Below are 14,242 nucleotides of genomic sequence, written 5' to 3' on the forward strand. Positions count from 1 at the left end.
GGCGCTAACGCTTACCCGGCCTACAAAACCCTCGAACCGTAGGCCGGGTAAGGCGAAGCCGCCACCCGGCATTTTTTTACCTGCTCTGCTTCCTCAGCAGATAGATAAAGTACGGCGCGCCGATAAAGGTGGAGAGCAGCCCCGCCGGGATCTGATACGGGAACAGCACCATCCGGCCGCACCAGTCGGCGAACACCAGCACTATCCCTCCGATTAACGCCGACATCACAATGTGCGGCATCGTCCGGCGGAAGCCCATCATCCGCGCGATGTGCGGCGCCATCAGCCCGATAAAACTCAGCGGGCCAATCGTCAGGGTCGCCGTCGCCGTCAGCGCTGCCGCCAGCAGCAGCAGGCCGATTCGCGAGCGGTTCAACGCCATGCCCACCGAACGCGCCGTGTCGCCCCCCAGCGGCAGCACCGTCAGCCAGCGACGGCAGAGCGGCACCAGCGCCAGCAGGACGATCATTGCCATCCCGGTGCTCATGACCTGTTCGGTCGTCGCATTATAGGTTGAGCCGGAAATCCAGGTCAGGATCTGCGCCATACGCGGATCGCCGCTGGCCTGCAGCATCATCAGCAGCATGGTGAAGGCGGTACTCAGCGCCATCCCCGCCAGCAGCATCCGGTGCGGCGAGAAGCCGCCGCGCCCGGCGGAGACCAGGATAATCAACAGCGTCGCTGCGGCACCAAGGCTACCCGCAGGCATCAGCCAGCCGAAGGCATTACCCGGCACAAAGAAGAGCATCAGCACCACGCCGAACGCCGCACCGGAGCTGATCCCCAGCACTTCCGGACTCGCCATCGGGTTACCGGTGAGACGCTGAATAATGCAGCCCGCCACCGCCAGCATCACCCCGGCCATCAGGGCGGCAAAAATACGCGGCGCGCGCCACGGCAAAAGTTCGTCAAGCATCGCTCCGCTCGCCCAGTGCCATCCCTGCGCATCCCGGCCAAACGCCATCGCCGCTATCACCGCCAGCAGCAGTACCGCGCCGCCTGCCAGGGCAAACCACACCACGTGGTGGCGCTCGGCCTGCACTTTATCGCCCGCGTTCATCGCCGGGGCGCTCATGCTGCGCAGACGCGGCAGCAGCCACAGCAGCAGCGGCGCGCCGATCAGGGCCGTCACCGAACCGGTGGAGACCTCCATCCGCACCCGGGTCAGCCAGAGGATCACCTGGTCAGAGAGCCAGAGGATCAGCGCCCCAATCAGCGGGGCCAGTATCAGTCGGGAGAGCAAGCGCCGCGCCCCCAGCATTTTCGCCAGCAGCGGCGCGAACAGGCCGATAAAGCCGATGATGCCCACAGCATTCACCAGCAGAGCACTGATAACAATCGCCAGCGTCAGCGCTGCCAGACGCGCCAGCGAGAGCGCCAACCCGAGGTTGCGCGCCACGCCATCATCCAGCCCCATCAGGGTGAGCGGGCGCAGCAGCAGCAGAGTCAACACCACGCCGCCGAGCAGCTGCGGCCAGAGGCGCTGGACGATGCTCCAGTCGGTTTGCGTCAGCGTCCCGGTACTCCAGAGGAACATGCTTTGCAGCTGGTCATGATGGAAAATCACCAGCAGCTGGTTGATCGCGCCACAGTAGAGACTCACCACCAAGCCTGCCAGGATCAGGGTGACCGGCGAGAGGCGTTTGCCCCAGGCCACGCCAAAGACAATCGCCCCGACGACGCAAGCGCCCACCAGCGCGGCGAACTGCGCCGCCAGTACGCCCGGTAGCGCCCACAGGGTGATAATAGTCATCCCCAGCTGAGCGCCGGTCGCCACCCCCAGGGTGGTTGGCTCCGCCAGCGGGTTACGCAGCACCTGCTGGAACAGTATGCCCACCAGCCCGAGCCCCGCCCCCACCAGCAGCGAGATCGCCAGCCGCGGCAGCAGGCTGTAGTGGAACAGCATCTGTTGAATATTGTCGATATCGGGGGCGGCCAGCGCGCTACCCCACTGGCTGCGCGGCAGCGCAATGCTCAGGTTCCACCAGGTTAAGCCCAGCGCAACGGCCAGCAGTAGCGCCATAAAGAGCGCCGGGAAAAGGGCAATCCGTGACCTCATGCCTGGCCTCCCAGGGCGCTATCCAGCACGCGGGCAAAGTGCATCGCCGACAGCGTCGCGCCGTAGAACCACACCGCGGGAACGCGCTTCACGCGCTGCTGGCGAACAAACGGCATCGCCTGCCATAGCGGCGTCGCCATTAAGGTCTGCATTTCCCGTTCATTGCCGTGATCGAAGCAGAGCACATCCACATCCTTAAACGCTGCCAGACGGTCGATCCCGACGGCGGTACTCCCCCAGAAGGTCATCTCCCCTTCCCAGGCGTTTTTAATCCCATAGCGATCCAGCACTTCCTGGAACAGGCAGTTATTGCCAAACACCAGCATATGGCGGGCATCGAGCAGCGTCACCATCAGCAGCGGACGATCTCCACGACCGGCGAAGCGCGGTTTGAAACTGTCAATCACGCTGTCGAAATGGTCGAGATGCTGGCGGGCCGCACTCTCCAGATTCAGGAGCTGTGCCATCTCGGTTAATGATTTCCGGGCATTGGTCAGCGGCTTTTTCCCGTCGCTGAAGGTAAAACCCCGCCCCGGCGCAATGCGCGCCAGCTTCTCTTCTGACGGGCCATACCCGGCCGACCAGACCAGGTACGAGGGTTTCATCTGGGTGAGCAGTTCGAGGTTGGGCTCGGTACGCAGGCCGATGTCGATAACCGACGCCGGCAGCCGGGGCTCGTTCACCCACAGGGTGTAGTTGGGAATATCGGCCACGCCGTAAGGGGTCACGCCAAGCGCCAGCAGCAGCTCAACGGGGAGCCACTCCAGGGCCACAATGCGCTGCGGATCGATTGCCGCAGCCTGCGCCGTGTTCATTTTCCACAGCAGCGGCGAGAGGGCCATGGCCGTCAGCAGGCGGCGACGGCTAATCATAAAATCAGGCATCAGTAGACAAAGCTCACCGGTGCCGCTCCCGCAGGATGCGGCAGAATACCCATAGGAATGCCGTAAATGTTTTCCAGCGTCTCGCTGCGCATCAGCTCGGCAGGCGTGCCCTGGGCGATCATCTCCCCGCCGCGCAGCGCCACCAGGTAATCGCAGTAACGCGCCGCCATGTTGATGTCGTGCAGCACCGCAATCACCGTCAGCCCGCGCTGCTGGCTTAAGCGATGCACCAGCGCCAGCACATCCACCTGATGGGCGATATCGAGGGCCGATGTCGGCTCATCCAGCAGTAAACAACGGCTATCCTGCGCCACCAGCATGGCGATCCACGCCCGCTGGCGCTCGCCGCCGGAGAGGCTATCCACCAGACGATGGGCCAACGGTTTTAACCCCACCAGCGCAATCGCCTCTTCCACTTTCTCGCGGTCGGCCACGCCAAAACGCCCCAGCGCGCCATGCCACGGATAACGCCCGATCGCCACCAGTTCGCGAACGGTCATACCCTCCGCCTGCGGCAGTTGCTGCGGCAGATAGGCCACCTTGCGGGCAAAGGCTTTGCTGTTCCAGCTCTCCAGCGGCTGTCCATCCAGCAGGATATCGCCCTCAGAGGGCGGCTGATGGCGGCCGAGCATTTTCAGTAAGGTGGATTTGCCGGAGCCATTATGGCCGATCAGGCCGGTCACCTGGCCTGCGGGAAAGGTCAGCGAAAGCGGATGCAGCAGCGTGCGGCCGGGAACGCGAAAGGAGACGCCGTCGAGCGCAAAAGTGGTATCGGATTGCGGGTTGTTTTCCTGCATGTCAGCCAACTTAAGTAAAGAAAAGGGCACGAAAAACGTGCCCAAATTTAAAGGTTAGAAGCGGAAGGTCGCAGTCGCAACAACCTGGCGTTCTGCTCCCCAGTAGCACGCATATTCGCTATAGCAGCTGGAGACGTATTCACGGTCAAAGATGTTGTTCACGTTGACGCCGACTGATGAGCCCGGCAGCCCGAAGCGCGCCAGATCGTATTTCACGGTCGCATCCGCCAGCGCATAACCCGCCACGTTAAACGACTGATAAGCCTTTGGCGATCCAGCAGAATAGTAGGAGACTGTATTACCTATATAACGGGTACCCGCACCGACAGTCAGACCGCTCAGCGCCGTCTCGTGGAAGGTGTAATCCGCCCACAGAGAAGCCATGTTACGTGGCACCTCCGCCGGACGACGGCCTTCAAACCAGGTATCATGAGTGTATTCTGCATCGGTGTAGCTATAAGACGCCGTCACATCAACGTTGGCCGATACGGCTGCTTTGGCTTCCAGTTCGAAACCACGTGAACGAATTTCACCACCCTGCACGCTAAACCCGCTGGTAGGGTTTGCCGGATCGGCAGTCAGGTTATTGTTTTTGGTCAGCTGATACACAGCAGCCGTCACAACAACAGGCAGATCTTTCGGTACGTATTTCACACCCGCTTCATATTGCTTACCGCGCGCCGGATCAAACGGTTTGCCGCCTTGGGTGGTACCCGAGATTGGTTCGAAAGATTCGCTGTAGCTAAAGTACGGCGTTATGCCGTTGTCGAACAGGTAGTTGATACCACCACGCCAGGTGAATGCCTGATCGTTAATCTCTGCGGTTGTGCCAGAAGTACGGGTCAGTGCAGAGGTTTTAGCGAAGTCATAGCGGCCCCCCATTGTGAGCACCCATTTATCCCATTCTGCCTGGTCTTGTGCATACAGGCCGGTTTGTTCCTGACGGTTAAGCACTTTATAAAGATAGTAAACGTCGACATTTGGATTGCCATACGCAGGCTTGGTCATGCTGATCGCATCAGCAGTACCGTAGTCTGCATTGATATCATTTCGCATACGCAGGTAATCGACACCCGTTAACAGAGTATGATCGACCGCACCGGTTGCAAATTTGGACTGTAGCTGGGTATCCACCGTGAACGAGTTAAGATCTTCATCAGAACGCACATAGGCGCGGCTAATCTGTGCCGGGGCGATATAGCCGTTGCCGTAGACCGAGCGGTAAAGCGTGTTGATTTTGGTGTAACGCAAGTTCTGACGCACGGTAAAGGTATCGTCAAATTCATGCGAGAAGCTGTAACCCACCATCTTCTGGCGACGGGAGATCTTATTGTCTTCTTCACCTTCGTTAAAATCGGTCGGCAGCTTGTGCGCTTTTCCGTTGGCGTCATAGTAAGGAACCACGGTACCTTCACGCGGCAGCCAGCCGTAATAGCCCGCATCCGGATCGCTCTGGAAGTTGCTCAGGAAAGTGAAATCGGTTTTGTCGTCAGGACGCCAGCTGAAGGAAGGAGCAATGGCGTAGCGGGTGGATTTGACCATCTCCTGCTGTGCATTTTCACTGTGGCCCAGACCAGTCAGGCGGTATGACCACACGCCGTCATCGTCAATCGCATCGCTGAAATCAAACCCAGTTTGCCATAAGTTATCGGTGCCCATCTTGAACTGAATTTCTTTCAGCGGCTCGGTGGTCGGGCGTTTGCTGACCATGCTTACCACGCCGCCTGGGTGGCTTTTGCCGTACAGGACGGATGTTGGGCCACGCAGAAGTTCAACGCGTTCAAGGAAATATGGATCCATAGACGCTTCAGAATAGTTATCACCCTGCAGCTTCATACCATCCAGATACTGGTTAGTATTCACTGTGCTGGAGGTCGTGAAGCCACGAATGGAAACCACGTCATACGTCGTGGAAGCACCGCGTGTAGCAAAGACGCTTGGCGTATAGGCCAGAGTTTGTTTAACCGTGCCAGGCTGCTTCATGTCCATCTCTTCACGAGTTACCACTGAGATAGATTGCGGCGTCTTTTCAATAGGCGTATCAGTTTTGGTCGCCGTAGCGGTACGTTTTGCCGCAATGGTCGCCGCCGGTCCCCAGGCACTCTCCTGCGGAGCAGGCGCTGCGGTGACGGTGATCGTTTCTTCTTTTTTAGGGGTTTCGGCAGCGTGAGCGTAAGCAGACATGCCGCTAACCGCTGTGGCTACAACAACTGCGATTTTACGCAGTGAAGATTGCATTGGCTGAGCAGTTTTTGAAAGCGCCATTGGTATATCTCTGATGAAAGCGTGAATGATAACGTAAACGAGAATTATTATTATGACCGCAGCATATTATGCGAAACATTCACGGCATAGCAAGTGATATGCGCCCCTACAGGAAATGAGGGTATAAGAATTAAACAATGGAAAATAGAGGGTTAATAAATGGAGATTTTAGTGTTGGAGGGATGTTTAATTGAGGTGAAAATTCCCTCTCCCGCAGGAGAGGGAATAGTGGTGAGTTAACCGCCGAACATATCCTTGATCCAGCCCGCGACACCGTCGCTCTCTTTCTTCTCAGGCTGCTGCGGCTGCTGTTGTTGCGGCTGCGACTGCGGCTGAGAAGACTGGTCAAACGGATTACCCGACGGTTCCGGGGCAGCCTGCTGACACAGGGAGTCCGGGTTGCTGGTCCAGACCGGCACATGGCGCATACCGCCGCCACACACAAAGTTGCCCGACTCATCCACGCCCATATCGACGATATCTTCCGGTGGCGTCAGGGTTAACGGCACCGGCGACTGGTTAGCCAGATAGCGCTGGTAAATCGACATCGCGCCGCTGGCGCCGTACAGCTTCGTCGGCTGGTTGTTATCGCGGCCAACCCAGGTGATCACCACTTCACGTCCGTCGATACCCGCAAACCAGGTGTCGACGTTGTTATTGGTGGTCCCGGTTTTACCCGCCAGATGCAGGCCAGGGTACTTCGCCCCTAGCTGACGCCCGGTACCGCGCTGCACAACCTGCTGCATGGTCCAGAGGGTCATATAGGCAGCCTGCGCCGGTACGGCACGCTCCGCCTGCGGGAAGCTCTGGTACAGCGGAGTGCCGTCTTCGGCAATCACTGAACGCAGCGCAGAGAGCGGAGCACGGTTCCCGCCGCTGGCGATGGTCTGGAACGCCTGCGCCACTTCAATTGGCGTCAGGTTCAGGGCCCCCAGCAGCATGGCCGGAACCGGATGCAGCTGATCTTTCGGCACGCCCAGCTTCAACCAGGTATCGGTGACTGCTGGCAGACCCAGCGCCATCCCGAGGTTAACCGTCGGCACGTTCATGGAACGCGTCAGAGCGTCCACCAGCATCACCTGACCGCTGTACTGCTTATCGTCGTTCTGCGGCGACCACACCTGGCCATTTGGCTGGCGCAGGGCAATCGGGGCATCGGCGATCCAGGTGTTGAGACGATACTGGTTCGGCTGGCTCAGGGCGGTGAGATAGGTCGCCGGTTTAGCCAGAGAGCCGATCGAACGACGTGCCTGCATGGCGCGGTTATAGCCCGCAAACTGCGGCTCTGCCCCGCCGACCATCGCCCGCACTTCGCCGGTGGTACGATCGACGACCACCATCGCGGTCTCCAGATCGCTCAGCTTGCGCTGTTTTTTCAGCGCCGGAATGCCTTCCACCGCCGCCTTCTCTGCGGCATCCTGCGCCACGGAGTCAAAGGTGGTGAAGATCTTCACGCCGGAGAGATCTTTAACTTTATCGCCCAGTTTGGCCTGCAGCTCCTGACGCACCATCTGCATAAATGCAGGCTGCGGGGAGATGACGCCGCCGCGCGGCTGTACGCCTAACGGACGCGCGCTGAGCATGTCATACAGCTCCTGGTCGATCACCTGCTGCTGCTGCAGCAGACGCAGCACCAGATTACGCCGCTCCAGGGCCAGTTTCGGGTTACGCCACGGGTTGTAGATGGAGGCACCCTTAACCATGCCCACCAGCAACGCCTGCTGGTCGAGGCTCAGCTCTTCCACCGGACGGCCAAAGTAATAAAGACTCGCCAGCGGGAAGCCGCGAATTTCATTGTCGCCGCTCTGACCGAGGTAGACCTCGTTCATATAGAGCTCAAGAATGCGGTCTTTGCTGTAGCGCGCATCCATCAGCACGGCCATGTAGGCTTCGTTGGCCTTACGCCAGTAGGAGCGTTCGCTGGAGAGGAACAGGTTCTTCACCAGCTGCTGGGTCAGGGTACTTGCCCCCTGCACCGTGCGTCCTGCGGTGAGGTTCGCCAGCACCGCACGACCAATGGAGTAGAGGCTGACGCCATCGTGCTCATAGAAGTGACGGTCCTCGGTCGCCAGCAGGGTATCCACCAGCAGATCCGGGAAGCCATTACGCGCAACAAAGAGGCGCTGCTCGCCGTTTGGCGAGGAGAGCATGGTGATCAGCCGCGGATCGAGACGGAAGAAACCGAACTGACGGTTGTTCTCCATGTTCTCAATGGTTTCCAGATGATCGCCATCGAAGGTCAGACGCGCACGCACCTGCCCTTCTTTGCTGTCCGGGAAGTCAAACGGACGGCGGATCATCTCAATGCTCTTCGCCTGCACCGTAAACTCGCCGGGACGGGTCATCTTCGTCACCTGGCGGTACTGGGTCGCCTCCAGCAGCTTGACCATCTCGTTCTTGCTGATGGACATATCCGGCTCAAGGTTAACCATCCGGCCATAGACCGCCGCCGGCAGCTGCCAGACTTTGCCGTCAATACGGCTGCGGATCTTCTGATCCAGATAGACACCATAGATCGCCAGCAGGATGAGGAAAACAATAAACAGCTTCAGCAGCAGCCAGAACCAGCCGCGCTTGCCACGAGGTTTACCTTTTTTGCCTTTTCCTTTACGTGGCGCAGGTGCGTCATCGTCATACTCATTATCAACATCGTCGTACTCTTCATCTCTGAGGCGTCGACGGCCTGCCTTTTCTTTTGCCGGACGGGCAGGTCTTCCTTTACGTCCAATTGGCTCGCGGTCATTCCCCGCCATGCTTTCTCTCCGCAACTATCAGGCGCAAAGGCCCGATTCTCTGGTCTTCCCCCTGATGGAGGAAGAAGAAATCTCTCAAATTTACCCTCTCAGAGGGTATTGCCGGGTGGCGCTACGAATACTTCTTCGTGCGACGGGTCGGCGCGGTATTTGCCGGGTCGTCCGGCCAGACATGTTTGGGATAACGCCCTTTCATCTCTTTTTGCACCTCGCGGTAGCTGCCAGCCCAGAATGCACCCAAATCCCGGGTGATCTGCAGCGGACGCTGGGCCGGTGACAACAGCTCCAGCACCAGCGGCACCCGCCCCTGCGCAATGGCAGGCGTGGTCGCCTCGCCAAACATCTCCTGCATGCGTACTGCCAGCGCCGGAGGATTATCTTCATGATAACGAATGGCTATCCGGCTGCCGGTGGGCACAGTGTAATGCCCCGGAAGCTCGGTATCCAGACGTTGGCGTAACGACCAGTCGGTTAAATTCTGTAACGCCGCCTTAACATCCAGCGCTTTCAACGCGCGCAGGGAGTGTACGCCACTCATTTGCGGCAGTAACCAGTTTTCCAGATTTGCCAGCAGCGAGGCTTCATCTACCGCGGGCCACGCGTACTCCGGCAGCCACTGCGCCGCGCAGTGCAGGCGAAGCCGGTACTGCTCCGCCTCCGGGGTCCAGTTCAGTACGCTGAGCCCTTTATCGCGGATGCCGTTAAGCATCGCCTGATGCAGCTCCTCTTCCGAGGGCTTCGCCAGCGGCTTAACGCTCACCGTCAGACGGCCAATCTGGGAACGCCGCAGCGCCTTCAGCGTGCCTTGCGCTTCATCCCACTCCACGGTGTCAGACTGTGCCACCAGGCCCGGAGACGCGGCGATTAGAGTATCAATATCCACTGCTATGGCCTGCAGAATACGGGCATCCGGCGACTGGCTGCCCTGCAACAGCAGCGGGGCAATCAGCCACTCGTGGCGGGTCATGGCGTCGTCGCTCTGCAGCATCGCGCCCATGCCGTTCGCCAGTTGATAGCGTCCATCAAGCCCACGGCGGCGGGCAATCCGGTCCGGAAAGGCCTTCGCCAGCAGCGCGGGCACCCGGTCGCTCTCCGGCGCCCCGCCCCGGCTGTTGAGGCGCGAACTTAACTGCCGGGCACGCTGCTGCCACTCCGGCTGATTGCGGGAAAAGGCCTGGGCCAGATCGCTGCTGGCGCCTCGCGGCGGCTGTTCAAGGATAGCCGCCAGCTTTGCCGCCGTCGCAATTTCGTCTTCGCCCACGGCGCTGGCCAGCATGGCCGCCAGCCGCGGATCGTTGCCGAGCGTTGCCATCTTCTGACCAAAGGCGGTGAGCTGCTCTCCCGCCAGCGCCCCAAGCTGCGTTAATAAGCGCCGGGCCGCCGCAAGGTTAGTCGCAGGCGGCAGATCCAGCCAGTTTAATTGCGAGGGCTCCCGGCAGCCCCACTGCAACAGCTCCATCAGCAGGCCGCTGAGATCGCTTTGCATAATTTCGGGTGTGCCCTGCGCCGCGGCGCGTTCTGCCTGTTCAAACGGCGTAAGATGCAGACAGATACCCGGCTCCAGTCGCCCGGCGCGCCCGGCGCGCTGGGTCATGGAGGCCTGGCTCACGCGCTGGGTCAACAGACGGGTCAGGCCGGTGCGCGGGTCGAAATTCGCCACCCGCTCCTGGGCGGAGTCCACCACCAGCCGGATGCCCTCGATGGTCAGGCTGGTTTCGGCAATATTGGTCGCCAGCACCACTTTGCGCTGCCCTGGCGGGGCTGGCAGGATCGCTTTACGCTGCTCGGCCAGCGGCAGCGCGCCATACAGCGGGCAGAGCACCACGTCATCACTTACGCGACGTGACAGCTGCTCCTGCACACGCTGGATCTCAATCACGCCGGGTAAGAACAGCAGCAGCGAGCCCGGCTCCTGGCGCAACAGTTCGGCGGTCGCCACCGCCACCGCCTCGTCGAAGCGCAGCTGCGTGGAGAGCGACTGATAGCGCCGCTCCACCGGAAACGTCCGGCCCTCAGACACAATGGTGGGTGCCTCCGGCAGCAGGCGCTGGAGCCGCTCGTTGTCCAGCGTCGCGGACATGATCAGCAGTTTGAGATCGTCCCGCAGCCCCTGCTGGACATCCAGCAGCAGCGCCAGCGCCAGATCCGCCTGCAAACTGCGCTCGTGGAACTCATCGAGGATCACCAGCCCTACGCCGTTAAGCTCCGGATCCTGCTGGAGCATCCGGGTGAGGATCCCCTCGGTGACCACCTCCAGCCGGGTGTTGGCCCCCACGCAGGTTTCGGCGCGCATCCGGTAGCCGACCGTCTCGCCGGGCTTTTCCCCCAGCAGCTCCGCCAGGCGCTGCGCCACGTTGCGGGCCGCGAGCCTGCGCGGTTCGAGCAGGATGATTTTGCCGTTGATCGCCCCCTGCGCCAGGATCTGCAGCGGCAGCCAGGTCGATTTACCCGCACCGGTTGGCGCGTTCAGCAGCACCTGGGGGGCATGTTGTAAGGCGAGAAGGAGATCGGGAAGGACAGCGGCGACCGGCAACAAGGACACGAATGGCTCCAGAGGGTTAACTTTAGACGGCGTACATTGTAGCATCGCCACAATTCATTACCGAGTGCGCCGTATGTCCGAGTCAAAAAGGTTGTTTTTTGCCATTGAAATGCCTGCCCCGCTCCAGCGGCAGATCGTCCGCTGGCGCGCCGACCATTTTGCGCCGGAAGCGGGCCGTCCAGTGGCGGGCGGCAACCTGCACCTGACGTTGGCGTTTTTAGGGGATGTCAGCCCTGAGAAACAGCAGGCGCTGGCGGCAATGGCCGGACGCATCCGCCAGCCGGAGTTTACCCTGACGCTGGACGATGCCGGACAGTGGCTGCGCTCTCGCGTGGTCTGGCTGGGTACCCGTCAGCCGCCGCGGGGGTTATTACAGCTAGCCAGTATGTTGCGGGCCCAGGCGGCGCGCAGCGGCTGCTATCAAAGCCCACAGCCGTTTCATCCGCATATCACCCTACTGCGCGATGCCAGCCACGCCGTCGCCATTCCGCCACCGGGTTTTCACTGGTCGTTTGCGGTGAAAGATTTTGTCCTCTACGAGAGCCGTTTCGCAGGCGGGCGCACGCGCTACACGCCGCTCCAGCGCTGGACGCTTACCGAATAACAAGGAATTTGCATGCAGTTTACCCCTCCCCTACAACCCGCCACGCTGATACAACGCTATAAACGTTTTCTTGCCGACGTGGTAACGCCCAACGGTGAAACCCTGACCCTGCACTGCCCCAATACCGGGGCGATGACCGGCTGCTCCACGCCGGGGGATACCGTCTGGTACTCCACCTCCAGTAATATCAAACGTAAATATCCCCACACCTGGGAAATAACCCAGACCGCGGACGGAGAATATATTTGCGTCAATACGCTGCGAGCGAACCAGCTGGTCAAAGAGGCGATTAGTCTGGATTTTATTCCGGAACTGCGCGGCTATAACCTCTTAAAAAGCGAAGTAAAATATGGCAGCGAAAGCAGCAGAATCGACTTTATGTTGCAGGCAGATGATCGCCCTGAGTGCTATATTGAAGTGAAATCAGTGACGTTAGCTGAGAAAGATAACGGTTATTTCCCGGATGCGGTGACGCTGCGAGGGCAGAAGCACCTCCGGGAGCTCATGAGTGTAGCGGCGGCGGGCAAACGCGCCGTGCTGTTATTTGCGGTATTGCACAGCGCAATTGGGCGATTTTCACCTGCTCGCCATATTGACCTTAAGTACGCGCAACTGTTGAATGAGGCACAAAAGCAGGGGGTAGAGGTTTTGGTGTATAAAGCTGAACTTTCTGCCGATAATATCACTCTGAGATCCGCTCTCCCCGCCACGTTATGAAAAGGGGTTGAGCGTTGGCTAATAAGTATTCTGGTCGTGTGCGCAAATACGCTTTTCCTCACAGGCTTGTCAAGTGTTACGTTTAGATAATTGCCATACGGAAAAGCATCTGCTATTTATAGCGGCCTGATTTTTCCCCCAACACGGGGATCGATAGTGCGTGTTAAGGAGAAGCAACATGCAAGAAGGGCAAAACCGTAAAACATCGTCCCTGAGTATTCTCGCCATCGCTGGGGTGGAGCCGTATCAAGAGAAGCCGGGCGAAGAGTATATGAATGAAGCCCAGCTATCACACTTCAAGCGAATCCTTGAAGCATGGCGTAATCAACTCCGGGATGAAGTCGATCGCACCGTTACACATATGCAGGACGAAGCGGCTAACTTCCCGGATCCGGTAGACCGTGCCGCCCAGGAAGAAGAGTTCAGCCTCGAACTGCGTAACCGTGACCGCGAGCGCAAGCTGATCAAAAAGATTGAGAAAACGCTGAAAAAAGTCGAAGACGAAGATTTCGGCTTCTGCGAGTCCTGCGGTGTCGAAATCGGCATTCGTCGTCTGGAAGCCCGTCCGACAGCCGACCTGTGCATCGACTGTAAAACGCTGGCAGAAATCCGCGAAAAACAGATGGCCGGTTAATGCCAGCCCTGTTATGACGCTACCACAGGCGGGAGTTCTCTCCCGCCTGATTACTTTCTGCGCCGTGTAATTATGCCTGCTGACTATATTGGGCGCTTCGCGCCATCCCCCTCTGGCGAACTGCATTTCGGCTCGCTTATTGCCGCCCTTGGCAGCTATCTGCAAGCCCGCGCCCGACAGGGTATCTGGCGCGTGCGGATTGAAGATATCGACCCTCCGCGTGAAGTTCCCGGTGCGGCAGAGTCCATTCTGCGGCAACTGGAACATTACGGCCTGCACTGGGACGGCGATGTTCTCTGGCAATCCCAACGTCACGAAGCCTACCGCGAACGCCTGGCCTGGCTGCATGCCGAGGGCCTTTCGTACTACTGCACCTGCACCCGCGCCCGCATTCAGAGCGTCGGCGGCGTCTATGACGGCCACTGCCGCACCCTGCATCACGGCCCGGAAAATGCGGCGGTGCGCGTGATGCAACAGCATCCCGTCACCTGCTTTACCGACCGGTTACAGGGAGAGCTCCACGCCGATGCGCGCCTGGCGGGCGAGGATTTCATTATCCATCGGCGGGACGGGCTGTTTGCTTATAACCTGGCGGTGGTGGTGGATGACCATTTCCAGGGCGTAAGCGAAATTGTGCGTGGGGCCGACCTGATTGAACCTACCGTCCGGCAGATTTCGCTCTACCGGCTGTTTGGCTGGCCGGTTCCGGACTACATTCACCTGCCACTGGTGGTGAATGAAAAAGGGATGAAACTCTCGAAACAGAATCATGCCCCCGCATTACCGACCGGCGATCCTCGCCCTGTCCTTATCAATGCTTTACAATTTCTAAACCAGGATGTAACAAATGAGTGGCAGGATCTGCGCACCGAAGAATTGCTGGAAAAAGCGGTGGCCAACTGGTCGCTCATTCGCGTGCCGAAAATCCAGCATTCTCAAATGCGTCTCGCTGAGCTATGATTAGCCGCTATTTTTTGTCCTGAATTC

General features: G+C 59.4%; 10 protein-coding genes. 4 read left to right on the plus strand and 6 right to left on the minus strand.

The window, feature by feature from the left end; genetic code table 11:
* Positions 1-76 precede the first annotated feature (76 nt).
* The 6 genes from fhuB to hrpB all read right to left on the minus strand — a co-directional run bounded on the left by fhuB (position 77) and on the right by hrpB (position 11,300).
* Complete coding sequence (fhuB, locus tag DVA43_RS13725; protein WP_114315862.1) at positions 77-2,059, minus strand: Fe(3+)-hydroxamate ABC transporter permease FhuB; 1,983 nt, start codon at positions 2,057-2,059, stop codon at positions 77-79.
* Complete coding sequence (gene fhuD, locus DVA43_RS13730) at positions 2,056-2,943, minus strand: Fe(3+)-hydroxamate ABC transporter substrate-binding protein FhuD (protein WP_371413988.1); 888 nt, start codon at positions 2,941-2,943, stop codon at positions 2,056-2,058. Before fhuD ends, fhuB begins: the two co-directional genes overlap by 4 nt.
* Positions 2,943-3,740 (minus strand): Fe3+-hydroxamate ABC transporter ATP-binding protein FhuC, encoded by a 798-nt coding sequence (gene fhuC / locus DVA43_RS13735; RefSeq protein ID WP_103823288.1) that lies wholly within the window; start codon positions 3,738-3,740, stop codon positions 2,943-2,945. The genes fhuD and fhuC overlap by 1 nt, the downstream gene beginning before the upstream one ends.
* Before the next feature lie 54 nt (positions 3,741-3,794).
* Positions 3,795-6,005 carry a ferrichrome porin FhuA gene (gene fhuA / locus DVA43_RS13740; RefSeq protein ID WP_114315864.1) on the minus strand — a complete coding sequence of 737 codons (2,211 nt, stop codon included), beginning with the start codon at positions 6,003-6,005 and terminating at the stop codon, positions 3,795-3,797.
* Between the two features lie 236 nt (positions 6,006-6,241).
* The gene (gene mrcB / locus DVA43_RS13745; RefSeq protein ID WP_114315865.1) at positions 6,242-8,758 is read right to left on the minus strand and encodes a bifunctional glycosyl transferase/transpeptidase; all 2,517 of its coding nucleotides are present in this window, start codon (positions 8,756-8,758) and stop codon (positions 6,242-6,244) included.
* 112 nt (positions 8,759-8,870) lie between these two features.
* Complete coding sequence (gene hrpB, locus DVA43_RS13750) at positions 8,871-11,300, minus strand: ATP-dependent helicase HrpB (RefSeq protein ID WP_114315866.1); 2,430 nt, start codon at positions 11,298-11,300, stop codon at positions 8,871-8,873.
* Positions 11,301-11,373: 73 nt separating this feature from the next.
* On the opposite strand from hrpB, the gene thpR reads away from it, so the two are divergent.
* The 4 genes from thpR to gluQRS all read left to right on the plus strand — a co-directional run bounded on the left by thpR (position 11,374) and on the right by gluQRS (position 14,215).
* A complete protein-coding gene (gene thpR / locus DVA43_RS13755; protein WP_114315867.1) occupies positions 11,374-11,904 on the plus strand; it encodes an RNA 2',3'-cyclic phosphodiesterase in 531 nt (176 codons plus the stop codon).
* A gap of 12 nt (positions 11,905-11,916) precedes the next feature.
* A complete protein-coding gene (gene sfsA / locus DVA43_RS13760; RefSeq protein ID WP_114315868.1) occupies positions 11,917-12,621 on the plus strand; it encodes a DNA/RNA nuclease SfsA in 705 nt (234 codons plus the stop codon).
* A gap of 178 nt (positions 12,622-12,799) precedes the next feature.
* Positions 12,800-13,255: an RNA polymerase-binding protein DksA gene (gene dksA / locus DVA43_RS13765; protein WP_012016093.1), complete on the plus strand. Its 456-nt coding sequence runs from the start codon at positions 12,800-12,802 to the stop codon at positions 13,253-13,255.
* A gap of 72 nt (positions 13,256-13,327) precedes the next feature.
* Entirely contained in the window at positions 13,328-14,215 is an 888-nt protein-coding gene (gene gluQRS / locus DVA43_RS13770) for a tRNA glutamyl-Q(34) synthetase GluQRS (protein ID WP_114315869.1), read from the plus strand.
* Positions 14,216-14,242: the final 27 nt, after the last annotated feature.

This window comes from Leclercia sp. W6 (assembly GCF_003336345.1).
In the GTDB taxonomy this organism is placed as follows: domain Bacteria; phylum Pseudomonadota; class Gammaproteobacteria; order Enterobacterales; family Enterobacteriaceae; genus Enterobacter.

Coding starts and splice junctions, on each gene's coding strand:
- fhuB (WP_114315862.1), bottom strand. CDS start 2,059: ATGAGGTCACGGATTGCCCTTTTCCCGGCGCTCTTTATGGCGCTACTG.
- fhuD (WP_371413988.1), bottom strand. CDS start 2,943: ATGCCTGATTTTATGATTAGCCGTCGCCGCCTGCTGACGGCCATGGCC.
- fhuC (WP_103823288.1), bottom strand. CDS start 3,740: ATGCAGGAAAACAACCCGCAATCCGATACCACTTTTGCGCTCGACGGC.
- fhuA (WP_114315864.1), bottom strand. CDS start 6,005: ATGGCGCTTTCAAAAACTGCTCAGCCAATGCAATCTTCACTGCGTAAA.
- mrcB (WP_114315865.1), bottom strand. CDS start 8,758: ATGGCGGGGAATGACCGCGAGCCAATTGGACGTAAAGGAAGACCTGCC.
- thpR (WP_114315867.1), top strand. CDS start 11,374: ATGTCCGAGTCAAAAAGGTTGTTTTTTGCCATTGAAATGCCTGCCCCG.
- sfsA (WP_114315868.1), top strand. CDS start 11,917: ATGCAGTTTACCCCTCCCCTACAACCCGCCACGCTGATACAACGCTAT.
- dksA (WP_012016093.1), top strand. CDS start 12,800: ATGCAAGAAGGGCAAAACCGTAAAACATCGTCCCTGAGTATTCTCGCC.
- gluQRS (WP_114315869.1), top strand. CDS start 13,328: ATGCCTGCTGACTATATTGGGCGCTTCGCGCCATCCCCCTCTGGCGAA.